Annotated in this window: 24 protein-coding genes and 2 pseudogenes; 17 read left to right on the top strand and 9 right to left on the bottom strand. The window is 67.1% G+C overall.

The window, feature by feature from the left end:
• Window positions 1-9 precede the first annotated feature (9 nt).
• The 17 genes from flgB to VHA82_RS20040 are packed head-to-tail and all read left to right on the top strand — an operon-like array spanning window position 10 to window position 12,476.
• The gene (gene flgB / locus VHA82_RS20120) at window positions 10-393 is read left to right on the top strand and encodes a flagellar basal body rod protein FlgB (RefSeq protein WP_325546949.1); all 384 of its coding nucleotides are present in this window, start codon (window positions 10-12) and stop codon (window positions 391-393) included.
• Between the two features lie 17 nt (window positions 394-410).
• Window positions 411-848 (top strand): flagellar basal body rod protein FlgC, encoded by a 438-nt coding sequence (gene flgC, locus VHA82_RS20115; protein ID WP_325546948.1) that lies wholly within the window; start codon window positions 411-413, stop codon window positions 846-848.
• Window positions 845-1,165, top strand: coding sequence for a flagellar hook-basal body complex protein FliE (fliE, locus tag VHA82_RS20110; protein ID WP_325546947.1), 321 nt, complete (start codon window positions 845-847; stop codon window positions 1,163-1,165). The genes flgC and fliE overlap by 4 nt, the downstream gene beginning before the upstream one ends.
• Window positions 1,166-1,185: 20 nt before the next feature.
• Window positions 1,186-2,715, top strand: a complete 1,530-nt coding sequence (gene fliF, locus VHA82_RS20105) for a flagellar basal-body MS-ring/collar protein FliF (RefSeq protein WP_325546946.1) — start codon at window positions 1,186-1,188, stop codon at window positions 2,713-2,715.
• Window positions 2,712-3,272, top strand: coding sequence for a hypothetical protein (locus VHA82_RS20100; RefSeq protein ID WP_325546945.1), 561 nt, complete (start codon window positions 2,712-2,714; stop codon window positions 3,270-3,272). The genes fliF and VHA82_RS20100 overlap by 4 nt, the downstream gene beginning before the upstream one ends.
• Window positions 3,269-4,042, top strand: coding sequence for a FliH/SctL family protein (locus VHA82_RS20095; protein ID WP_325546944.1), 774 nt, complete (start codon window positions 3,269-3,271; stop codon window positions 4,040-4,042). The genes VHA82_RS20100 and VHA82_RS20095 overlap by 4 nt, the downstream gene beginning before the upstream one ends.
• A complete protein-coding gene (locus tag VHA82_RS20090; RefSeq protein ID WP_325546943.1) occupies window positions 4,039-5,385 on the top strand; it encodes a FliI/YscN family ATPase in 1,347 nt (448 codons plus the stop codon). Before VHA82_RS20095 ends, VHA82_RS20090 begins: the two co-directional genes overlap by 4 nt.
• Window positions 5,372-5,836 carry a hypothetical protein gene (locus VHA82_RS20085; protein WP_325546942.1) on the top strand — a complete coding sequence of 155 codons (465 nt, stop codon included), beginning with the start codon at window positions 5,372-5,374 and terminating at the stop codon, window positions 5,834-5,836. The genes VHA82_RS20090 and VHA82_RS20085 overlap by 14 nt, the downstream gene beginning before the upstream one ends.
• A complete protein-coding gene (locus tag VHA82_RS20080; RefSeq protein WP_325546941.1) occupies window positions 5,833-6,711 on the top strand; it encodes a hypothetical protein in 879 nt (292 codons plus the stop codon). Before VHA82_RS20085 ends, VHA82_RS20080 begins: the two co-directional genes overlap by 4 nt.
• Complete coding sequence (locus VHA82_RS20075; protein ID WP_325546940.1) at window positions 6,693-7,091, top strand: flagellar hook assembly protein FlgD; 399 nt, start codon at window positions 6,693-6,695, stop codon at window positions 7,089-7,091. The genes VHA82_RS20080 and VHA82_RS20075 overlap by 19 nt, the downstream gene beginning before the upstream one ends.
• A gap of 22 nt (window positions 7,092-7,113) precedes the next feature.
• Window positions 7,114-8,292, top strand: coding sequence for a flagellar hook-basal body complex protein (locus tag VHA82_RS20070; RefSeq protein ID WP_325546939.1), 1,179 nt, complete (start codon window positions 7,114-7,116; stop codon window positions 8,290-8,292).
• Window positions 8,293-8,306: 14 nt separating this feature from the next.
• Window positions 8,307-9,167 (top strand): FliM/FliN family flagellar motor C-terminal domain-containing protein, encoded by an 861-nt coding sequence (locus VHA82_RS20065; RefSeq protein ID WP_325546938.1) that lies wholly within the window; start codon window positions 8,307-8,309, stop codon window positions 9,165-9,167.
• Window positions 9,164-9,529, top strand: coding sequence for a FliM/FliN family flagellar motor switch protein (locus VHA82_RS20060; protein WP_325546937.1), 366 nt, complete (start codon window positions 9,164-9,166; stop codon window positions 9,527-9,529). The genes VHA82_RS20065 and VHA82_RS20060 overlap by 4 nt, the downstream gene beginning before the upstream one ends.
• A 53-nt stretch (window positions 9,530-9,582) precedes the next feature.
• Complete coding sequence (locus tag VHA82_RS20055; protein WP_325546936.1) at window positions 9,583-9,987, top strand: flagellar biosynthetic protein FliO; 405 nt, start codon at window positions 9,583-9,585, stop codon at window positions 9,985-9,987.
• Window positions 9,984-10,634: a flagellar type III secretion system pore protein FliP gene (fliP, locus tag VHA82_RS20050; RefSeq protein ID WP_325546935.1), complete on the top strand. Its 651-nt coding sequence runs from the start codon at window positions 9,984-9,986 to the stop codon at window positions 10,632-10,634. The genes VHA82_RS20055 and fliP overlap by 4 nt, the downstream gene beginning before the upstream one ends.
• Window positions 10,635-10,645: 11 nt before the next feature.
• Window positions 10,646-11,446, top strand: a complete 801-nt coding sequence (locus VHA82_RS20045; protein ID WP_325546934.1) for a sigma-70 family RNA polymerase sigma factor — start codon at window positions 10,646-10,648, stop codon at window positions 11,444-11,446.
• A gap of 19 nt (window positions 11,447-11,465) precedes the next feature.
• Window positions 11,466-12,476 (top strand): tetratricopeptide repeat protein, encoded by a 1,011-nt coding sequence (locus VHA82_RS20040; protein WP_325546933.1) that lies wholly within the window; start codon window positions 11,466-11,468, stop codon window positions 12,474-12,476.
• Here VHA82_RS20040 and VHA82_RS20035 read toward each other — a convergent pair whose 3' ends face one another.
• The 9 genes and pseudogenes from VHA82_RS20035 to VHA82_RS19995 form a co-directional block, all read right to left on the bottom strand.
• Entirely contained in the window at window positions 12,477-13,283 is an 807-nt protein-coding gene (locus tag VHA82_RS20035) for a hypothetical protein (RefSeq protein WP_325546932.1), read from the bottom strand.
• Between the two features lie 3 nt (window positions 13,284-13,286).
• The gene (locus VHA82_RS20030) at window positions 13,287-13,913 is read right to left on the bottom strand and encodes a helix-turn-helix domain-containing protein (protein WP_325546931.1); all 627 of its coding nucleotides are present in this window, start codon (window positions 13,911-13,913) and stop codon (window positions 13,287-13,289) included.
• Between the two features lie 174 nt (window positions 13,914-14,087).
• Entirely contained in the window at window positions 14,088-15,002 is a 915-nt protein-coding gene (locus VHA82_RS20025) for a hypothetical protein (RefSeq protein WP_325546930.1), read from the bottom strand.
• A gap of 19 nt (window positions 15,003-15,021) precedes the next feature.
• Window positions 15,022-15,222, bottom strand: coding sequence for a hypothetical protein (locus VHA82_RS20020; protein ID WP_325546929.1), 201 nt, complete (start codon window positions 15,220-15,222; stop codon window positions 15,022-15,024).
• A 216-nt stretch (window positions 15,223-15,438) separates the two neighbouring features.
• Complete coding sequence (locus tag VHA82_RS20015; RefSeq protein WP_325546928.1) at window positions 15,439-15,708, bottom strand: DUF7660 family protein; 270 nt, start codon at window positions 15,706-15,708, stop codon at window positions 15,439-15,441.
• Window positions 15,709-15,771: 63 nt separating this feature from the next.
• Window positions 15,772-16,476: pseudogene (locus VHA82_RS20010) on the bottom strand (IS3 family transposase); the annotation flags it as partial.
• A 53-nt stretch (window positions 16,477-16,529) separates the two neighbouring features.
• Window positions 16,530-16,892: pseudogene (locus tag VHA82_RS20005) on the bottom strand (transposase); the annotation flags it as partial.
• 77 nt (window positions 16,893-16,969) lie between these two features.
• A complete protein-coding gene (locus VHA82_RS20000) occupies window positions 16,970-17,254 on the bottom strand; it encodes a hypothetical protein (RefSeq protein WP_325546927.1) in 285 nt (94 codons plus the stop codon).
• Window positions 17,255-19,969 (bottom strand): LysM domain-containing protein (locus VHA82_RS19995; RefSeq protein ID WP_325546926.1); only part of this gene is annotated, 2,715 nt, incomplete at its 5' end.

Below are 19,969 nucleotides of genomic sequence, written 5' to 3'. Positions count from 1 at the left end.
GGCGCACGCATGCCACAGGACATCGAAGCCGTCACGCTGTCGGCGCTTGCGCTCGCGATGGATGCCGCGACGCTCAGGCAGCAGGCGATCGCATCGAACATCGCGAACCACGCCACGCCGGGGTACATCCCGCAGCGCGTGGACTTCTCCGCGCAGATGCAGGAAGCGCGCAGGAGCCTCGACGCGCAAGGCAGCATCGACCCCGCGCTTCTTGCCGAGGCGCAGCCGCGCATCGAGGCCGTGCTCGACGCGTCGGGGCGGCCCGCGCAGGTGCACCTCGACGGCGAGATGGCGCGGATGGCGCAGAACTCGCTGCACTACCAGGCGCTCGCGAAAGCCATGCAGCGCTACTTCTCGATCCTTCAGAGCGCGGCCGCCGACGGCAAGCGCTGAACCGCAGGAGCAAGACCTTGGACCCGGATTCGATCTTCGCCATCAGTGCCGCGGGCATGGAACTGGAGCGCAAGCGCGTGGAAGTCGCGGCGCTCAACCTCGCAAACGCCAACACCGTCGCCGCACCGGGGCAGACACCCTTCCGGCCGCTGCGCGTGATCGCGACAACCGCTGTGCAGACGTTTTCCTCGGCGATGGCGGCGGGCCAGGCCGGCATCGCGGCCCTGCAGCCGCAGTTTCACATCGAGCCGGCCGCCGTCGAAGAGCGAAAGGTTCATGAGCCCGGCCATCCGCTCGCGGACGCGCAGGGCTTCGTGAGCTATCCGGCCGTCGATGCCGCCACCGAGATGATGTCGATGATGGAAGCGTCGCGCGCCTACGAGGCCAACGTCGCGGCGCTCAACATGGTGCGCGGCATGGCGCAGAAGGCGCTCGAAATCGGAGGCGGCCAATGAACCAGACCTTTCCCGTCGATGCCATCGCGCCGGAACTGCTGGGCGACCTGCCGCCCTCGGCGCTGACGGCGCAGCCCGCGGCCGCCGCCTCGCAGGGCACCGGATTCGCGGACATGGTGAGCCAGGGTCTCGCGCAGGTGAACGAAAGCCTGCTCGCGAGCCAGGCCGACATGCAGCGGCTTGCGACCGGCGACGTGCAGAACCTGCATCACGTGATGATCGGGATCGAGAAGAGCCGCCTCGCGTTTCAACTGCTGCTGCAAGTCCGCGGGCGCCTCCTCGAGGCGTACCAGGACGTGATGAAGATGCAGATCTGAAGGCCGAAGGATAGACGCACATGTTCAAGGAATTCATCGCCTCGCTCTCGCCGCGTGCCCGCGCCGGGTTTATCGCGGGCACGGCCGCGATCGTGCTCGTCATGGCCGCGATCGCCGTGTGGCTCCTGCGGCCCGACTATCAGGTGCTGTTCGCCGACCTGAAGCCGCAGGACGCGGCGGCGATGGCCGCCGAGCTCGACCGGCAGAAAGTCGCCTACCGGGTGAGCGACGACGGCGGCACGATCCTCGTCGATGCGAGCGTCGTCCACGCCACGCGCATGAAGCTGATGGGCAAGGACATGCCGCTGCACGGCGCCGCCGGCTTCGAGCTCTTCAACACCGGTGACTTCGGCATGACGGAGTTCGCGCAGAAGGTGAACTACCAGCGCGCGCTGCAAGGCGAGATCACGCGCACGATCCTGTCGCTCGCGGAGGTGAAGGACGCGCGCGTGCACCTCGCGCTGCCGGAAGAGGGCCTGTTCAAGCGGGCGAACAGCAAGCCGAAGGCGTCGATCACGCTGAGCCTGAAGCCCGGCGCCGCGCTGCGCGCGGACCAGGTGAGCGGCATCCAGCGGCTCGTGGCGGGCGCCGTGCCCGGCATCGCCGCGCAGGACGTGACGCTCGTCGACGAGCAGGGCGTGGCGCTCACGCGCGCTGCATCCACTGACGGCGAACCCGAGCCGTCGGGCGGCCGCCTCGATCTGAAGCGCGACATGGAACGGCTGCTCGCGCGCAAGGCGACCGACGTGCTGGAGCGCGCTTTCGGCGCGAGCCAGGCCATGGCCACGGTCGACGTCACGCTGAACATGGACCAGGTCCGCGTGACCACGGAGGACGTGATCGGCGCGCCTGCTGCCGCCGGCCAGCCGCGCACGGGCGTGATCGTGCGTGAGCGCGAATCGATCCGCGATGCCGCTGCGCCGCTCGCGGCTGCGCAGGACGGCGGTGGGCGCACGGGTGGCGGCCAGCGCGAAGTGGAATACCAGGTGGGCCGCCGCGTCGAACAGGTCGTGACGCAGCCCGGCGCCGTGCGGCGGCTGAACGTCGCGGCGGTCGTGCGGACGCAGCTCGATGCGCAACAGCTCGAACAGGCGCGCGCGTTGGTGGCCGCCGCCGTGGGGGGCGTCGCGGAGCGGGGCGACACGATCGTCGTGCAGAGTCTGGCCGCGTTCTCGGCTACGCCGCAGGCCGTGCAAGCGCCGCCGCTTGCTTCGCCGGCCACGCCGAAGACGGCGGCGTCGCCCGTCTCGGCGGATGCGGACGGCGTCATGCCCATGGCCGCGCTGGCCGGTGCGGCACTCCTCGCGCTCGTGCTCGTGCTCGCGGCCTGGCGCATGACGCGGTCGCATTCCTCGCGGCTGGCGCAGCGCCCGCTGTCGGACGCCGAGCGCCAGGCGCTGCTTGCGCAGGTGAGGCTCTGGCTCGACCAGGGGCGAGGGAGCGACACGCGCCTGCCGGCCGTGGCCGGTGCGCATGCGATGGATGCGATGGATGTGACGAGTGCAACGGGTGCAACGAGTGCAACGGGTGCGATGGAGATGAAGCCGTGAGCGTGGCCTTCCCCCTGCCTTCGCTCGGCGATACCGAGGCGCGCCGCGCGGCTTTGGCGTTGCATGGCGCGCACGCGAGCGACCGCGAGTGGCTCATCGCGCAGCTCGTGCCGCCGCAGCGCTCGCTCGTGCGGGCGCTGCTCGCGGAGCTCGACGCGCTCGGGCTGCCGCGCGACGCCGCGATGGCCGGGCACGGGCTCGCGTGCACGGAACCGGCGCGGCATTCCGCACGCGCGTGGCATCCGGACGATGCCGATCCGTGCGCGCTTGCGAATGTGCTCCTTCAGGAGCCCGCGTCCCTGGTCGCCGAAGTGCTCGGCCTGATGTCGGCGCCGTGCCGCGACCGCGTGCTCGCGTTGCTCGATCGACGCCGCGTGCAGGTGCCGATGCCAGAAGCGCGACACGTCCGTTCCCAGCCGCGAACGGCCCGCGCGGCCGCCTTGATCGAAGCGCTTCGCAGCCGGCTCGCGGGCCTCGAGGCAACGCCCGTGCGTCGCAATCCCGTCGACCGGCTGAAATCCTGGCTGAAATCCTGGCTGAAAGGCGCGACGCGATGACGACATCCGTGCCGCCCGTGTTGCGCAACGTCGTGGTGCAGGAGCGTCCCCACACGCTGGCGCGTCCCCATCGCGGGGCGCCGGCCGCGCGCGGTGACGCCGACGCTTATGAAGAAGGCCTGCGGGAGGGTTTGCGCCGTTGCGAGGCCACGATGAACCAGCAGCGCGAGCAAGCGCGCCTCGCGCACGACGCCCAGGTCGAGGAGGACCGCCGCGCGGGATTCGAGCAGGGCCGCACCGAAGGACGCGAGGAGGGCCTGCGCGAGTCGCGTGAAGAAGCCGCGCGCGAGACGCAGCGCCTGCAGACACTTCGCGAACAGCTCGAAGCCGATGCCGCGCGCAAGCTGCGCGAGCGCATGCAGCAGATCGAACGGGAAGCCGCGCGTCTCAATGCGCAAGCCGCCGAAGCGCTCGCGGCCGCCGAGGACGACATGGTCTCGCTGGTCCTCGAATCCGTGAGCCGCATCGTCGCCTCGCCCGCGGTCACGCGCGAACTCACGGCAAGGGTCCTTCGCCGCCTCATCGCCGAGCGGCAGCCGTTGGGGCCGCTTCGCGTGCACGTGCATCCCGGCGAACTCGAACACGTGCGCACGCAATTCGATTCACTGGTCGACGCATGCTGGGTCGCCGATGAGTCGGTGGCAGCGGGATGCGTCGTGCACACCGAACGAGGCAGGCTGGACGCCCGCGCCGAAACGCAGCTCGCCCGATTGCGCGATGCACTTGTGCAGGCGCGATGCGACCCCGCACGCGGTGGAGAGCAGCCATGAACCTGTCCCCCTACCGCGCCGCCGTTCGCGCCGCGACGCTGGTCCGCGCGAGCGGCCGCATCGTGCGCGTGGGCGGTCTGGGCATCGAGGCCGAAGGCATCGATGCGCACGTGGGCGACCTCTGCACGATACGCCGTTGCGCCCCGGTCGGCGCGGACGAAGCCGTGCAGGGCGAAGTCGTCGCCGTCCACGGCGAACGCGCCACGCTGCTGCTGTACGGCTCCATCGAAGGCTTGCGGGCCGGCTGCGAAGTGGAAAGCGCGGGTGCGCGGCCGGAGATCGGTATCGGCACCGAACTGCTCGGCCGCGTGATCGATGCCTTCGGCATGCCGCTCGATGGCTTGCCCAAACCAAAGACGCCCGCGACGCGGCCGCTGCGCGCGCAGCCGATCAACCCGATGCAGCGCCCGCGCATCCAACGCCCGCTGGAGACCGGCATCCGCGCCATCGACACGCTGCTCACGCTCGGGCAAGGTCAGCGCGTGGGCATCTTCGCGGGCAGCGGCGTGGGCAAGAGCACGCTCCTTGGCATGATCGCGCGCCACGTGAAGGCCGACGTGAACGTGATCGCGCTCATCGGTGAGCGCGGCCGCGAAGTGCGCGAGTTCGTGGACCGCCAGCTCGGCCCCGCGGGCCTCGCCCGCTCGGTGGTGGTCACGGCCGCATCCGACCAGCCGGCGCTCGCGCGGCTGCGCGCGGCCTACGCGGCGCTCGCGATCGCCGAACACTTTCGCGACGCGGGCCTGCAGGTTCTGCTCACGATGGATTCGGTCACGCGCTTCGCGATGGCGCGGCGCGAAGTCGGACTCGCCGCCGGCGAGCCGCCGACCGCGCGCGGCTACACGCCTTCGGTGTTCGCCGAGCTGCCCGCGCTTTGCGAACGCTGCGGCACCGCGCCCGGCGGCGGCTCGATCACCGCGCTCATGACGGTGCTCGTGGAAGGCGACGACTTCAACGAACCTGTCTCCGACAACATGCGCGCGATCCTGGACGGCCACATCGTGCTGTCGCGGCAGCTCGCGCAGACGGGACACTACCCCGCCGTCGACGTGCTGCAAAGTGCGAGCCGCGTGATGCCCGACATCACCGATGCGGCGCACCGCGCGCTGGCGGCCGAAGCGGTGCGGCAGCTCGCGCTGCTGGAGCGCAACCGGCAGATCGTCGACATCGGCGCCTACGAAAAGGGCGGCAATCCCGAACTCGACCGCGCGCTGGCCTATCAGCCGCTGCTGCGCGAATGGCTGTGCCAGCGCGAAGGCGGCGTGGCCGCGCCGCGGTCGCTCGCGGCGCTGCGGGAAATCTTCGCGGCCGCGGCCCATCGGGGGAATCATGGCGTCCACTGACCTGCGTGGCTTCGCCGATCCGCTCGCGGCGGTGCGCCGGCAGCGCGAGTGGGAGCTCGACGCCGCCCTCGTGCGCGCGGCGGCGTTGCGCGCGCGAGTTGCCGAGTGCGAATCGCAAGAGGAAGAGGCCGCGCAGGAAGTGCGGTCGCAGTCCGCGCGCGCGGCCGAGGCGTGGCGCAACCGCGGCGACCCGTCGCTTCATGCGCGCTTTCTGGCGTTCCTCGTGCAGGCGCAAGCGCGGCTCGACGCGGCTCGCATGGAGAAGATTCGCATCGCACGGGAACTCGCCACGGCACGCGAGGACGTCACGTGCCGCCAGCGCAGACTCGAAGTCCTCGTGCGCCAGCGCGACGAAGCGCTCGCCGCTTTTCGCATCGAACAGAACAGCAGGCAGGCAGCGCAGGCGGACGATCAATGGTCGATGGTGCGCCTGCGAAAGGCGGCCGCATGAACTTCGATGGCTTGCCGCCGCTGCCCATGTCGCCTGCCGCGCCACGCGTGGGCCACACCGGGCCCTTCCACGACCCGCAGGGCCAAGCATGGCAACGCGCGATGCAGCGCGCCCAGCTGGCGGGCTGGCTGTCGCAGGGCGTTTCAGGCGCGACGGGCTGGCAGCTGTTGCCGCCGATGGGCTTGGGCGTGGAGCCGCCCGCGTTGCCTCTGCAGACGATGGCGACGGCACCGGTGACACCGGCGGCACCGGAGCATGCCGACGGCCCGGCGGCGAATGCGATGCCGTTGCATCGCATCGCGTCGCCGCTTTCGACCTTGCTCGAATCGTTCGCGCCGGCTCACGTGACCGTCGCGGCAGTGCCGCTTCCGAGCGGCGAAGCGGCGATCGAAGAATCGCACACGGTCTCGTGCGAGCCGGGGCAATTCGCAAGCGCAGCTCTTCCCTTCGGGGCGTCCGAAGGCGCACGGGATTCCATCGCGCTGCTCACGACGGCCAACGGCTCGGCCACCGGAGCGGCACCGCAGCAAGGCCGTGGCGCGCCCGCATCCGCGTCCGCACGCGCGCAAACGTGCGAGTCGGCCGAGGCGAATCCCGCGCGCAGCGGCCGCCGCATCGATGCGCGCACCGACCCGCGCACTGCGCCACAGCCACCCGTGCGCCTGCACGCGGACTGGTCCAGCGAAGGCGTGCGGCTCTGGCTCGCGCTCGATGCGGCCCGTCTTCCGCAGGCCGCGGCCATCGCGACCCAGGTGCATCGCTTCATGGCCGCGCAGGGCCTGCGCGTGCTCGCATTCCATTGCAACGGTGAGCCGCTCGATCCGGGCGGCGCCGCATCTTTCGACAAGGAGAACACATGTCCATCGGCACCGTGAGTCCGACCGCCTCGCCGCTGCAGGCGAACCCCATGGGAATGGAGGACTTCCTGAAGATCCTGCTCACGCAGCTCACCTACCAGGACCCGCTGAAGCCCATGGACAACGAGCAGTTCATGGCGCAGGTGGCACAGTTCACCGCGCTCGAACAGAGCCAGCAGGTGAACGACAAGATGTCGCTGCTCGTGGCCAACCAGGCGGCGCTGCAGTCGGTGGGCCTCCTCGGGCGAACCGTGGATCTCGCCACCTCGGCGGGCTCGCTCACCGGCACGGTCACTGCGCTGTCGCTCGCCGGGGATTCGCCCTCGCTCACCGTCACCACCTCCTCGGGCGCGGCGCTTGCCGGCGTCACGCTCGACCAGATCTCCAGCGTTCGCTGACAAGACACAAGGAATACACGCCATGATCGACTCCATCCTCGTGGGCATGACCGGCCTGCAGGGCTTTTCCAAGGGCCTGCGCGTCATCGCCAACAACACCGCCAACATCGACACCCCCGGGTTCAAGGCTTCGACATTGCAGTTCGCGGACCTGTTCTACAGCACCAGCTCGCCCGGCACCGGCTCGGGACTGATGCAGGTGGGCTACGGCCTCGACACGGGGGGCACGTCGCTCGACTTCAAGCAGGGCGAGCTGCGCCAGACCGGCAACACGCTCGACCTCGCGCTCGACGGCCAGGGCCTCTTCACACTGAAGGACGCCGACGGCAATATCCACTACACCCGAGCGGGGCAGTTCATGTTCAACGCCGACGGCGTGCTCGTGAACCGCGCCGACGGCAGCAAGGTGATGGGCATGGATGCGAACGGCGTGATGGGCGAAATCAGCATCAAAGGCGAAGGCACGCTCGAGGGCAAGGCGACCACGACGGTCACCTTCAGCGGCAACCTGCCGAGCACGTCGGCCAGCCAGACCGTGCAGGGCGTGACGGTGATCGACAGCGTCGGCGGCACGCACGACCTGTCGGTGAAGCTCACCGCGAGCACGACCGACCCCGGCCACTGGACGGTGGAACTGCTGGACGGCTCGGCCAGCTTCGCAGCCGGAGAAATCGCCTTCGTCGACGGCATGCCGGACCCGGCCCAGTCGAAGGTCTCCGTCACCTACAAGCCCGCCGGCCTTGCGGACGTGCCGCTGACGCTCGACTTCAGCGCGGATGTCACGTCGTTCGATTCCCAGGATCTTTCCACGCTCGCATTCCGATCGCAGGACGGCTATGCGCCCGGCGCGCTCACGGGCGTGAGCTTCGACGATACGGGCACGCTCGTCATGTCGTACGCCAACGGCCAGACGGAAAAAGGCTCGCAGCTCGCGCTCGGCCGCTTCGACAGTCTGGATGCCGTGAAGTCGGTGGGCGGCAACGCTTTCGACAACACCAACAGCCTTGCGTGGCACGTCGGCGTCGCCGGGGGCAACGGCTTCGGGAAAGTGCGCTCCGGCATGGTGGAGCTGTCGAACGTGGACCTGTCTCAGGAGTTCAGCGATCTCGTCATCATGCAGCGCGGCTACCAGGCTTCGTCACAGGTGATTTCCACGGCCAACGAGATGCTGCAGGAACTCTTCACGATGAAGAACAAGTGAGGACGCAAGCTCGCATGGACCGGACCGCATTCGCCGCAGGACGCTTAGCGACGCCGCTTCGGTGGTGGAGCCGCGCGCAGCTTGCGCAGATCGCCGCGCGCATCGACGCGGCGTGGGCCGCGTGGGCTCGCGAGTGGCTTGCCGCGCGCGAAGCGAGCTCCGCCATCGCGACCTGTGCGCACGCGTGGGATGGCCCGCAGGCACCTTCGCAGTCCTGGTCGCCGATGGGCGGCGACGCGTGGCTGTCGACGGCCGAGGCATGGTTCGCACTGCTGCTGAACGAACCGAGGGGTGGAGCGGATGCCGCGGCCGCATCGCCCGTGGCGAATGCCCTGTGCCTGCGCGCGCGCGATGCGCTCGTCGCCGAATTGCGCGCCGCCGCTGGCGTGGACTCGGGCGTGGACTCGGGCGTGGACTCGGGCGTGGATTCGGGCGTGGGTGCGCCGCCCGCGCCGCTCATCTTCCGGCGCTGGTCGGGCGCGGTGGTTGTCACGCTGCATGGCGCGGACCGGATCGCCGCGCGACTGCTGATGGCCGCGCCGCTGGTCGAGCGGCTCATCGTGCCGAACGCCGAAGCCCTCGCGCCGAAGCGCCATGGATCGCTCGTCGAAGTGCCGCGGGCCTGCGCATCGCACAAGGTGACCGCAGCGGTTCGGCTTGCGTCCTGCGAGCTCGAACTCGGCACCTTGGCCGGCCTTCGTGTCGGCGACGTCATTTCGCTGCCGCACGCGCTCGATGCGCCGCTGCAAGTGCTCGTGGGCGACTCGCGCGTGTGCGACGCCTTCCTTGGCCGCCGGGGCCTTGCCAAGGCCATCGAACTGGCGCCTCATTCCGAACATTCCCGCACACGGCCGACACAGGAAAGCAACGCATGAACCAGGACACCGCTTCCATCCGCATCCTGCCCGCGGGCAATCCGCCCACCGCGCAGGTGATCAGCCTCACCGAAGTCCACGGCGAACCGGGCCGGCCCGTCGAGGGCGCCGCGCTCGCCGTGACGTCCAATCCCCTGCATGCGGTGCGCGCCCGGCTGCAGGTGCGCGTGGGTGAAGTCGAACTCACCGTGGGCGAACTCATGGCCGCGAAGGAACACGAAGTCCTGGTGCTCGATCGCACGATCGACGAGGCGGTGGATCTGATGCTCGAAGGCCAGGTCGTCGCGCGCGGGGAACTCGTGGCGATGGACGGCCGCTTCGCGCTGCGCATCACCGAACTGCCCCTGCCCTTGAAGCCATGAACGCGACCGAGCTCCAATCCGCGGCGGCGCGCACTTCCGCATCGAGCGCTGCGATGTCGCCGGCATCTGCCACGTCGGCACCTGCGTCGTCCGCATCGGGATCGCCCGTTTCCGCATCGAGCGTCGCGGCGGCGCCCGGCATGCCCGCCGATCTGCCCTTGCGCCGGGACGACGCCTTCCCGTCCAGCCCGGGCTACGGCGTCTGGATCGCTTTGATGCTGTTCGCATTCGCCGCGTTCGCTTTCGTGCGCGCGCTGAAATCCGGCAAGCTGCCCTGGCGCGTGCCGGTCGCGGGCGATGCCCGGTCGCCCGCGCCTCGCGTGGTCGCCGCGCGGCAGCTCACGCCGCAGGCGAACCTGCAGGTCGTGCAATGGAACGGCAAGGAGTTTCTGCTCGCGTGCACCGCGCACTCGGTGACCGTGGTCGACTCGCGCGGCATCGAAGGTCCGGCGCCATGATCGTCGCGCCGGTGTCCGCCGAGACCTCACAGGCCGTCCGTATCGTCGTCGGTCTCACGCTGCTTGCGATCGTCCCGGCGCTGCTCGTGTGCGTCACGTCGTTCCTGCGCAGCATCATCGTGCTGTCGATGCTGCGCCATGCGATCGGCATGCCCGAGACGCCGCCCAATTCGGTGCTGATCGGGCTCGCCCTCTTTCTCACGCTCTTCACCATGTCGCCGGTGCTCCAGTCGCTCAACGAGCAGGCCGTGCGGCCGTTCATGGAGGGCCGCATCGCGCTGGAGGCCGCCTACGACAAAGGCGCGGGGCCGCTGCGCGACTTCATGGTGCGCCAGACGCGCGAGCAGGACCTCGCGCTGATGGTGGAGCTGTCGAAGTCGAAGCAGCCCGAGACGATTCGCGACATCGGCAACGTGCAGCTGATCCCCGCCTTCATGCTGTCGGAGCTGCGCGCGGCCTTCCAGATCGGCTTCGTGATCTTCCTGCCCTTCCTGCTGGTGGACCTCATCGTCTCGAGCGTGCTCATGGCGCTCGGCATGATGATGATGCCGCCCACCACGGTGGCCCTGCCGATCAAGATCCTGATGTTCGTGCTGGTCGACGGCTGGGCGCTGGTGCTGAAGGCGCTGGTGGGCTCGTTCCACTAGGAGGCGGCCCCGTGCTCGCGCTCGACATCCGCCCGGACGACGCGCCGCCCCGGCCCGCGGCGGCGGACGACGAAGAGGCCGCGCTGTGGCAGCTCTGGCGCGGGCAGCGCGACGTCGAAGCGCGCAATCGCCTGCTGGGGATGCATCTGCCGCACGCACGGCTCATCGCGGCGAAGTATTTTGGCCGGCGCTTCAACGATTCGGTCGACTTCGACGACTATCTGCAGCTCGCGCGCATGGCGCTCATCGAAGCGATGGACCGGTTCGATCCGGATGCCGGCGTGCCCTTTCGCGCCTTTGCCGATCGGCGCATGCACGGGGCAATCGTCGACGGGCTGGAGCGTGCCACGGAGAAGCAGCAGCAGATCGCCGCCTACCAGCGCTTGCAGGCGCAGCGGGCCGAGTCGATCCGGGGTGAAGGGGAAGGGGATGCGAAGCCCGCCACTGCCGCGCAGCGCACCACGGACCAGGTGCTGCAGTACGTGGCGCAGGCGGGCCTCGCGTTCGCGCTCTCGTGGCTTCTCGATGGCACTCGCATGGTCGAGCAGAAGGAAGAGCCGGTGGAGAGCATCCCGTTTTATCGCGGGGTGGAGCTGCGCGAACTGCGCGCGCGCGTCCTCGAGCTTGTCGCGACGCTCACGACGCAGCAGCGCATCGTGATCCAGCGGCACTACCTGCAGGAGCAATCCTTCGAAAGCATCGCGGCGCACCTCGAGGTGAGCAGAAGCCGCGTCTCGCAGGTCCACAGAGAGGCGCTCGCGCGATTGCGCGAGGCGCTTCGCGATCGCATGAGTTGCGACGTCCTGGCTTAGGAAAATGAAGGCAAAGACAATGGAAACGACGACCCCTCCCGATGCCGCGACGCGGCTCGCGCGCCTTGTGAATTTTCTGGCGCAGGACCCGCGCAACCCGCGGCTGCTCGCCGATGCGGCACAGGCCGCGCTCGAGGCGGGCGAAATCGCCGAGGCCGAGCGATATGTGCAGGCCGGCATCGCCGAGGAAGGCGTCACCGATGAATGGACCTTCCGGCTGGCGTCGGTGAGGATCGCGCAGCGGCAGCTCGCCGAAGCGCGCGCCTTGCTCGAGGCGCTGCGGAAGCGGTGCCCCGGTGTCGCGGGCATCGATCACGATCTTGCGTTCGTCGCCTTGCTGGAGGGTGACTGCGAACGCTCCGCGCAGATCCTGAGGCCCTGGACCAGTGGCGAACGCGACGCCGGCGTGCATGCGACGGCGATCGCCGCCGGGTGGCTGCGCGCGCTGCACGCACTCGACCGGCTCCACGAGGCATGGCGCTGGGCGCAGGGGAGAACGCCGTCGCAACTCGGCGCGGCGGGAACCGGCGTGGCGAGCCTCGTTGCCTTCGACCTTGGCTATCCGGCGGATGCCTCGCGCCTCGCGGACCGCGCGTTGCAGTCGGACCCGCGGCAGCTGGAGGCGTTGTTCACTCGCGCCAGCATCGCGCTCACGCATCAGGAACTGGAAACGGCCCGTGCGGGTTTCGAAGAAATCGTGCGCACGCAGCCGCACCAGGCACGCGCGTGGACGGCGCTCGGCATCCTGGCGATCGTGCGCGGCGATTGGCCGGCTGCGCGCGGTGCTTTCGAGTCGTCGCTCTTCGCGTACGAAGAGCAGGCCGATGCGCACGGCGCGCTCTCGATGGTGCTGCTGACGATGGGCGAGCGTGCGCCCGCGGCGGTGCATGCGATGCGGTCGGACGAGCTGGACCCCGGCAACGAAGTCGCGCGTTTCATGAAGGCCATCCTGGCGGGTGACACCGTCGTCCTGGCCGAGCTTCAGGAGAGGGCGAGGCAGCTCATGGCGAGCTGGCCGCGCCGGCACTGATCAGCGGCGTGCGGCTTCGAGCAGGGCGTCGGCCGCCTGCGCCGCGGCGCTTGCGAGTGCCGGGTCGGATTCGAACTGCCGCTGGACGTGATCCATCATGCGGCCGAAGGCCGGGTCGCTCACCAGGGCCGCGCCCAGTTCTTCGCGCAGCACGCATTCGAGGAAGGCGCGCAGGGCCTTGCGCTTTCGGTCGGGATCGTCGGGCGCGATGCCGCGGATGCGCTCGGCCGCGAGAGCGGCGATGTCCGCGCTGGTTTTCGTGGATGCGGTTGCGGGGGGGGACTTCGCGGGGGAATTCGGTTTGGCGCCGGCCTTCGCACTGGTCTTCGCATTCGCGGCCTGCCTGAGCGATGCGATCTGCACGCGCATGAGCGCGGCGAGCTGGTCGGCGGCGTCGAGGCGGGTCATGGGGGGGAGTTTAGTGTGCGCCGCGCGCGTGCTGTGGGTTTTGCAGGCGGTTGTGCTTACTTGCTTACCGACAGGTTGCGCCGTGCTTCGGTCGAGGCGGCGATGCGAGGGCAACAGCGGGATGGTGCCCAGGGGCGGCGCGGTTGACGTGTTAAAGAAATTGGAATCCGTTCCCTGGAGCCTCCTCGGATCTCGGGGCGGTTCGGCACCGTGGTTCTCTACGACGTTGCGCACCCACTTATGGTCGATTTCAGCGGACCAGTGCAAATGAATGAGCTCCGCGGCATGCAGGAACATGAACAGGTCCCGAAGGCGCGGAGCGAAGAAGACGTTGGCGTCGACGAGGACGACGCGAGGCATCGGCTCCGCGACGGGTGTCGCGGGCGCTTTAGGCGGCATGACTTACTTCGCCTTGCGCCGACGGCGGGTGCCCTCGAGCTCGAGGTCGTACAGGCCGGCCTTCTTACTGGCTGCCATCATGGCTTCCAGTCCTCTGGCTTGGTTCTGCTTGCTCTTTTCCCTGTACGCAAGCACGCGAGCGCGCGCGAGCCTTCGGTGTCTGCCGGGAGTGCGAATGACATCGCCAAACGCACCTGAATCGGCAAGCGTATTCACATGAGAGCGCGAGACATGCAGCAATTCGGCAGCCTCCTCACTTGTGAGATGGTCGTCATCGCCTACCGCAGTGACGGGCAGGGCGACGTCCGGGACTGCCTCGGCCAGCTCAGCCGTACTAAGTAGGTGGGCGAGCTTGGCCCGTGCGGCACGGAACACTGGCCCACGAGACAGGAGATTGCTCTCGAACTCAGCCTGTAGCACGTGAGGAACTGTGGTCTCAAAGAGGTCGCGCAGCTTCTCTTCCGGCACCTTGACCTTCTTGGCGAGTTCAGCTGCGAGACGCGCGCTGATAGCACCGCTGAGCCCGCCGACGACGTCCTGCAGCTCTTGAGCGGACGCACGCGCGGCAACGGCAGCAGCGGGCTCTTTGCGGCTTGGAGGTGCGCGACGTTGGATGGACGCTGTTTGCATGGCTGATTCCCGATATGCCAAGTGTAGCAACAAATCGCCAAAATCGCCAAAATCGCTACCTCCGTACTGAAGTGACCTCCCAGCACCGAAGCGAAACCGGCGCGAGCCAGTTCCGAGTGCGGTGCGGAATCGCCGGACCGTCGCGGTCCCGCGATTCCGAGTCTTTTCTTGGGATCAGTCCATCAGCTTGAATACAGCGTCATCTTTCGTCGCGGGATGAAACTTGATCGTGGTCTTGTCGAGGATGTTCACGCCGGCAAACACCGCCGCGTCACCTATCTTCGGAATGAACGTCAGGTATTGGTCGTCCTCCGCCAGCGGATACCCTACGACGCTCACACGACGCTTCAGGTACGGAAGGTTGCCCTCCACCATCACAAGGTTCTGGTCGTTGCGGGCATAAGGCTTGGTCACGTCGGTTGCGAGCGTCCGGATCGCCACGCTCAAATCGATCTCAATGGTCTTGTGCAGATCGGCCGCGCCGTTTTCGAGCCAGCCGCTGTCGCCAAGGAGTGCGCGGGGCGCGCCAGTCGAAGCGATGTAGCGCCCTGTCCACACAGGCTTCGGCTCCGAGCCCATGAGCGTCGCCTTGAGCACCACGTACGGCCGCAAGGTGTCCTCGGTCACGAAGGAAAGAATCACCCCGGGCGTCACGAGCAGCTTCATCTGTCCCGGCTTTTCCGAAAGGGTGAATGTGGAGCTGTAGGCGGGGGACGCGGTGATTTCGCGGATGGATCGCTCCAACGGCGCATCCAGCTTGATATGCAGACTCTGTTCGGCTGCCTTCACGGCTTCAGCCCCGGCACTGGCGTTGGCTGCATGCGCCACGGCAACGCCGACCAGCCCGAACAGCAGCGAAGCGCCTTGTCCCTTCTGGTGACCCGAGATCACGACTTGGCTACCGGGTACCCGGTAGACACCGATCGGCAAGTCAGTCCAACCGGACAGTTCGTCCCCGCCATTCTTCAATGTGATCGGACGCTGCTGCACTTGTGCAGGTTTCGTAAATTCGAAACTGGCGCAACCACCGAGCGCAAGCAGCGCGCAAGCGGTGAGCGCGCTGGCGATTCTTCTGATATAGGGCCTCAACTTCTCTTCCTCTGAATCTTCATCGCCGGGATTCGGCGCGAAAGAGGATAGCCGCGAATCCCCCGGTCGGGCCTATGAACCCGGGGGAGACTTTTGTCTCGGTTAGCTGGTCGATCCGGGAAAGATCAGAACTGCCCGCGCCATCGATGTCGACGTAGCCGCTGCCGTCCTGGTCGTACCACACCGAGTACTTCAGGTTGTTGCTGTCGCTCGCGTACACGCGCTGCGACAGCAGGTTGCCGTTGCCGTCATACGCGTTACGACGGACCTCCGTGCCGCCCCAGGATCACCTCGCCCAGGGCGCTCGGTGGTGTAGCCCAGCTGCGCCTTGAACACGGCAGGCGCGGCCCACGTGTCGAGGATTTGGTATCCAGAAATTGGAATCCGACCCCAATTTCCCATCCTTAGGACATCAATCTAGCTTTCGTACACCGTACTAATTGCCGTACACGGTGGCTGCCAGAAGCATCTGCGCAACCATGCGCCAGGTGATGTGTTCGATGTCGACAGTCTCACCCATGTTCCTGTAATAGCCTCCCATGTCGTTCGCGAATGCAGAGAGCCCGCTTAAGAACTGGTCGAGCGTGCCGTTTTCCCACTCAGGGTTGTGTGCTCGGCGATCCTCATTCAGGTGTTGCACAAACTGCACGAAGTCCGCGCGCGAGTTCACTTTGCCGGCGTAGTCATAGAGATCGTCATTTGTCATCATTGGCCCCTGCGAATCACGATAGATGTTCCGCCAGTTTCAGTAGTGAACTTGAACAGTTGGCTCTTTGGAAGCCGCGGCGCGGAACTGACGATTCACCAGTTCCGGTGCTGGCTTCGCGCGAACATTGCGCGCGGTGGTCACCACGAAGGCGCGTCGGCGACTGACTCCTTTGATACGCGCTCGCCGCATCAGACGCGCCACGCGCTTTCTGCTTGCGCACTGGCCTTCGTGGCGGAGCTGCTCACACACGCGCGGCATGCCATACGTTTCGTCGGAGTCCGCGTGCACGCGCCGGATCTGTTCAGTCAAGACCGCGTTGGCGATCGCGCGTGCACTGGGCGGACGATGCAGCCAGTCGTAGTAGCCGCTGGCCGATACGCGCAGCACACGGCACATGGTGCGCAGCGGCATCCTGTTGGCGGAGTCGGCCTGGATCGCGCTCACGAGCTCGAAGACGGCGTGGACGTCTTGTCGTGTCAGGCGGCGAACCAGGCCGTAGCCTTTACCAGGATGTCGCGCTCCTGCTCCACTTGGCGCAGCTTGCGCCGCAGCCGCACGAGTTCCTCCCGCTCGGCCGATTTCAGGCCTTCTTTGCCGGGCAGCGCTTTGCCGCGGTTACGCGCGTGCTGTGCGATCCAGTTGGTGATGCTCTGCGCGCTGACGCCGAACTCGCGTGACAGGTTCCGCTGGCGTGCGGCCGGCACCAGCCAATTCGACGAGCTGTTGACGAAACTCCGCCGGGTAGGGCGGCTTGGACTTGGGCATGTCGGACTCCTCCGTTCGAAACGGTAAGGTGTCCGTGAAAAGGGGTCAACTTCATACATCGCGATGATCTTGTCGTCAAAGCCGGTGAAGCGCCGCTCGTGCTTGGGAATCAGGATCGGCGCAAAGCTGCCGGCGCGGTCGCGCGGGATGTCCACGCGCACCGGGCCTTCGCCAGTGATCACCGTCTTGGCGCTCGTGCCGTTGCGGTGGTTGGCGGCCTCGGCGTCCGCTTGGCCCAGGTGGTGGCTCAGCTCGGCACCCATCACGCGCTCGATCAGCGCTTTCTTCAACGCCAGCGTGGCGGCGTTGACCTCCTCGCCGGTCATCGGGCCGCAGACTGGTCCATCAGCTTCTTGGGGATGCGCAGCGCTGCGCGCGGCGATCTCCGCGTTCTTATGCTTCGTTCTGCTTGGCATAAATGCTCCTGGTCGGTCATGCTATGCCTCACACAAAATTCAGGACAGGCTCCCCTTTTTGCGATTGACGCCAACACTTATGCCAGCTCGGCTCTCAAACTGCACCATTCGGGGATGTCCGTGTGGATGCAGAAGAAATCGTCAACGTACTCCAGGCCGAGTCCTTGCAATCGTCGCACAAACTCATTCATAGCCTCTTCTCCAAAAGAAGGACCAAACGAAAGAAGATCGTCGCTAGCCTCCTCGGGTTGATCGGCCTCCATCGCCGAGAATACGCTTGCTTCTGTAACTCCCTTTGCCGCCAACGCAGCCTTTCGCACGACAATGCCGCCGTGCGCCGAGACGCGAATTGAAGTCTTCATCTATTGCCTCGGAATCGTGATGCCATCGGGCACATGAATTCGCACATTGTAGACAGGCACCCTCTGGGCAGGCTGGAAAATTTGATGCCACTCCGTCTTGCCACCGCTTCCTAGTGCCTGCTGCGGCACAGCAAAGTCAATGCGGATCGGACCTGTACCTCCAGGTTTTGCCGAGGCGAAGTCAGTGACATAGACGCGATTGCCTGCGCCGATACCAGCCGGAATTGCTGTTCCGCCGTTTTCGATCCACGCAGCAGCTTCATCAGTACCTACCCACCGAGAAACTGTCACGTAGCCCTTCGGAAGTGGACCCGTTGCAGAGCCCAAGCCACGTGGTGACATTACTGACCAACCACTCCCAAGCGGCGTCGCAGAGTCTTCAACGGCACCGAGCCGGCTCGAAGCGGTCGTTCCGCCTCGCATCGAGAGCGCGATGGTGCCGACTTCTTGCGCATGATCAGCCCATAGCTGCGCTGCCCCTTGAGCAAGGGCATAGATTGGGTTGCCGTTGCTGCTGTCCAATCTTGACTGCCAGTAGGCCGCCGAAGAAGTCGCTTGACTCTGCGAGAGCCAACCGACTCCTGGAATTTCCGGCACATTCAAGCCTTGCAACCACTGGCCTACATGATCCGATGGCTGCGCGTGTGTGAATTGAGCACTGGCGGTTTCGGAGTTAACGAACGATGGGTCGACCGCGGTTCCACGCCCACCAATCGCGCCACCGTTCCATTCGCCCTGCACCCTGGCAAGTGCCATGCCGTAAGGCGCCTCGTCTTGCAGCCCCCACGAGCCTCCGTAGCTCAGCCCCGAGGCTTGCGCGGCAGCATAGCCAGGGCTTGCGCTCCTGAAGCCAGCCGGGTTGTTCACGTCCGCCAGTGCAGCCAGACGCGCTGTTTCCGCCGCGGCGGACTGATACCGCGCATCGGCACCGTAGATGCGTGCAACGTCGGCTGAATCGAACGTCACGCCCGAGAAAGCCGTGTTCACGAACCCGTTCGCCGGAACCGAGTTCGGATCGGCCAGTGCCGGGTTGGCGGCGATCAGGCCGTTCTTGATCGCGTTGACCTGCGCGTTGCTCGCTCCTGCGCCGGCCATGTACTGCGCGATGCCCCACAGGCTGCGGCCGTCTGCTCGCACCTCGTAGTGGTTGCGATAGCCGATTTCCTCGGCGCGCAACTGCTCCAGGCTCATCTCCGGCGCTGCCGGTGCGCCCATCGCAGAGACGTTCGGTGCGTCCGCCCCGAAGCGCTCGAACATCAACGAGTCGGCATCGGCCGTGTCGAACGTGCCGCTGCCGAGTTCCCCAGGCTGGGGAGCCGCTGCGGTCGAACTCGATCCGCCCGAGAACTGCACGCTTGCCAGGCTCGAACCGATCATTTGTCCGAACGCATCGACCGCAATCTGCTGAACAGTCACCTTGCCGCCATGTGCCACGGCGGTCGCGGCACCCGCGACGAGTCCCGTTGCGACACCGGCGGCGAAGCGACCGGCGGCCGAGTCGCCGAACGTCGCACCCAATGCCGGCCCGACGGCTTGTCCGACACCAGCGCCGACCGCCGAAGCCAGGGGGCCACTCCAATCGAAGGACTTCTGCATGCCAGTCGCCACCCCGACGCCCTGCGTGAGGGTGTTCGCTACCGCCGCGCGCGCGATCCCATTGCCGGCGCTGTCCAGCACCCCGCTTCCCGTGAAGTCGACGCCGCCGAGCCCCTGCGTCACCCCGGCGGAGACGGCGGACATCGCCACCGACTTCCAGCTGAAGCGCTCCTGGTTGCCCGCTGCCATCTCCACGGCCTGCAATGCGACATTGCCTGGGACTGCGCCCAGGAAACTGGTCACGACGATCGCAACCACGATCGCGAGCAGGTCACCGAACCAGCTGTGATGCTGCTTGGGCACCGGCACCACCGGCGTCTTGTCTCCGATCACCGCGCTCGGGTCGTAGGGCTTGAAGGTGGTGGCGCTGTTGGCGTTGACCTCCGTTCCCGGAATCTTCAGCACTGCTCCGGGCTTCAGATCCGCGTTGCTGCTCAGGCCGTTCGCATCGGCGATGCGATACCAAAGGCGGCTGTCCCCGTAGTACGCCTGCGCCAGTGCTTCGAGCGTGTCGCCTGCGCCCACCACGTGTGTGCGATCCGGCGTATCCGGGGTGTTGCCCGCCACGCTGTCGAAGCCGAAGGCGAAGTCCGCGATGCTCTCGAACACCGGGTTGCCGTCCTTGTCCTTCGGCTCCTGGCTGTTCACCACTTCGCCGTAGCGGCCCAGCACTTCACCGTTCGCAATGAGTTCGCGTTGAACATGCCCGTTCTGGTTCACGTACAGCACCTTGCCGGTCGAGTCGTTCACGATCTTGCGGTCGTTCGCCTGCTGGTCGGTCTTCACGCCCACGAGGTAGCCGTTGGCGTCATAGACGCTCGTGGTGGTGCCCGCTCCTCCCGTTCCGGTTCCGCTCGTGCGCGTTCCGGTTTCCGTCTTCTCCCGATAGCTCTCACCCGCCTCGTAGGTGTAGGCGTACTTCAGCGTCTGATTCGGGTCCTGCAGCACGTAGCCTTGCACGTTGCCCGCGCCGTCGACGTCGGCGTAGCCGTTGCCGTCCTGGTCGTACCACACCGAGTACTTCAGGTTGTTGCTGTCGCTCGCGTACACGCGCTGCGCAAGCAAGTTGCCGTTGCCGTCGTAGGCGTTGCGCCTGAGCTCCGTGCCGTTGCCCTGGAT

This window comes from Ramlibacter sp. (assembly GCF_035548915.1).
GTDB lineage: Bacteria > Pseudomonadota > Gammaproteobacteria > Burkholderiales > Burkholderiaceae_C > Ramlibacter.
Note: the sequence above shows the minus strand (reverse complement) of the source record. Positions and strands in the feature narration are given on the sequence as shown.

Excerpts from the sequence above, each read along its gene's own strand:
- VHA82_RS20000 (WP_325546927.1), bottom strand. The coding sequence starts at position 17,254 with ATGAAGACTTCAATTCGCGTCTCGGCGCACGGCGGCATTGTCGTGCGA.
- VHA82_RS20075 (WP_325546940.1), top strand. The coding sequence starts at position 6,693 with ATGTCCATCGGCACCGTGAGTCCGACCGCCTCGCCGCTGCAGGCGAAC.
- fliE (WP_325546947.1), top strand. The coding sequence starts at position 845 with ATGAACCAGACCTTTCCCGTCGATGCCATCGCGCCGGAACTGCTGGGC.
- VHA82_RS20015 (WP_325546928.1), bottom strand. The coding sequence starts at position 15,708 with ATGACAAATGACGATCTCTATGACTACGCCGGCAAAGTGAACTCGCGC.
- VHA82_RS20035 (WP_325546932.1), bottom strand. The coding sequence starts at position 13,283 with ATGCCGCCTAAAGCGCCCGCGACACCCGTCGCGGAGCCGATGCCTCGC.
- VHA82_RS20095 (WP_325546944.1), top strand. The coding sequence starts at position 3,269 with ATGACGACATCCGTGCCGCCCGTGTTGCGCAACGTCGTGGTGCAGGAG.
- VHA82_RS20065 (WP_325546938.1), top strand. The coding sequence starts at position 8,307 with ATGGACCGGACCGCATTCGCCGCAGGACGCTTAGCGACGCCGCTTCGG.
- flgB (WP_325546949.1), top strand. The coding sequence starts at position 10 with ATGCCACAGGACATCGAAGCCGTCACGCTGTCGGCGCTTGCGCTCGCG.
- VHA82_RS20085 (WP_325546942.1), top strand. The coding sequence starts at position 5,372 with ATGGCGTCCACTGACCTGCGTGGCTTCGCCGATCCGCTCGCGGCGGTG.
- fliF (WP_325546946.1), top strand. The coding sequence starts at position 1,186 with ATGTTCAAGGAATTCATCGCCTCGCTCTCGCCGCGTGCCCGCGCCGGG.
- VHA82_RS20070 (WP_325546939.1), top strand. The coding sequence starts at position 7,114 with ATGATCGACTCCATCCTCGTGGGCATGACCGGCCTGCAGGGCTTTTCC.
- VHA82_RS20060 (WP_325546937.1), top strand. The coding sequence starts at position 9,164 with ATGAACCAGGACACCGCTTCCATCCGCATCCTGCCCGCGGGCAATCCG.
- VHA82_RS20040 (WP_325546933.1), top strand. The coding sequence starts at position 11,466 with ATGGAAACGACGACCCCTCCCGATGCCGCGACGCGGCTCGCGCGCCTT.
- VHA82_RS20090 (WP_325546943.1), top strand. The coding sequence starts at position 4,039 with ATGAACCTGTCCCCCTACCGCGCCGCCGTTCGCGCCGCGACGCTGGTC.
- VHA82_RS20080 (WP_325546941.1), top strand. The coding sequence starts at position 5,833 with ATGAACTTCGATGGCTTGCCGCCGCTGCCCATGTCGCCTGCCGCGCCA.
- VHA82_RS20055 (WP_325546936.1), top strand. The coding sequence starts at position 9,583 with ATGTCGCCGGCATCTGCCACGTCGGCACCTGCGTCGTCCGCATCGGGA.
- VHA82_RS20030 (WP_325546931.1), bottom strand. The coding sequence starts at position 13,913 with ATGCAAACAGCGTCCATCCAACGTCGCGCACCTCCAAGCCGCAAAGAG.
- fliP (WP_325546935.1), top strand. The coding sequence starts at position 9,984 with ATGATCGTCGCGCCGGTGTCCGCCGAGACCTCACAGGCCGTCCGTATC.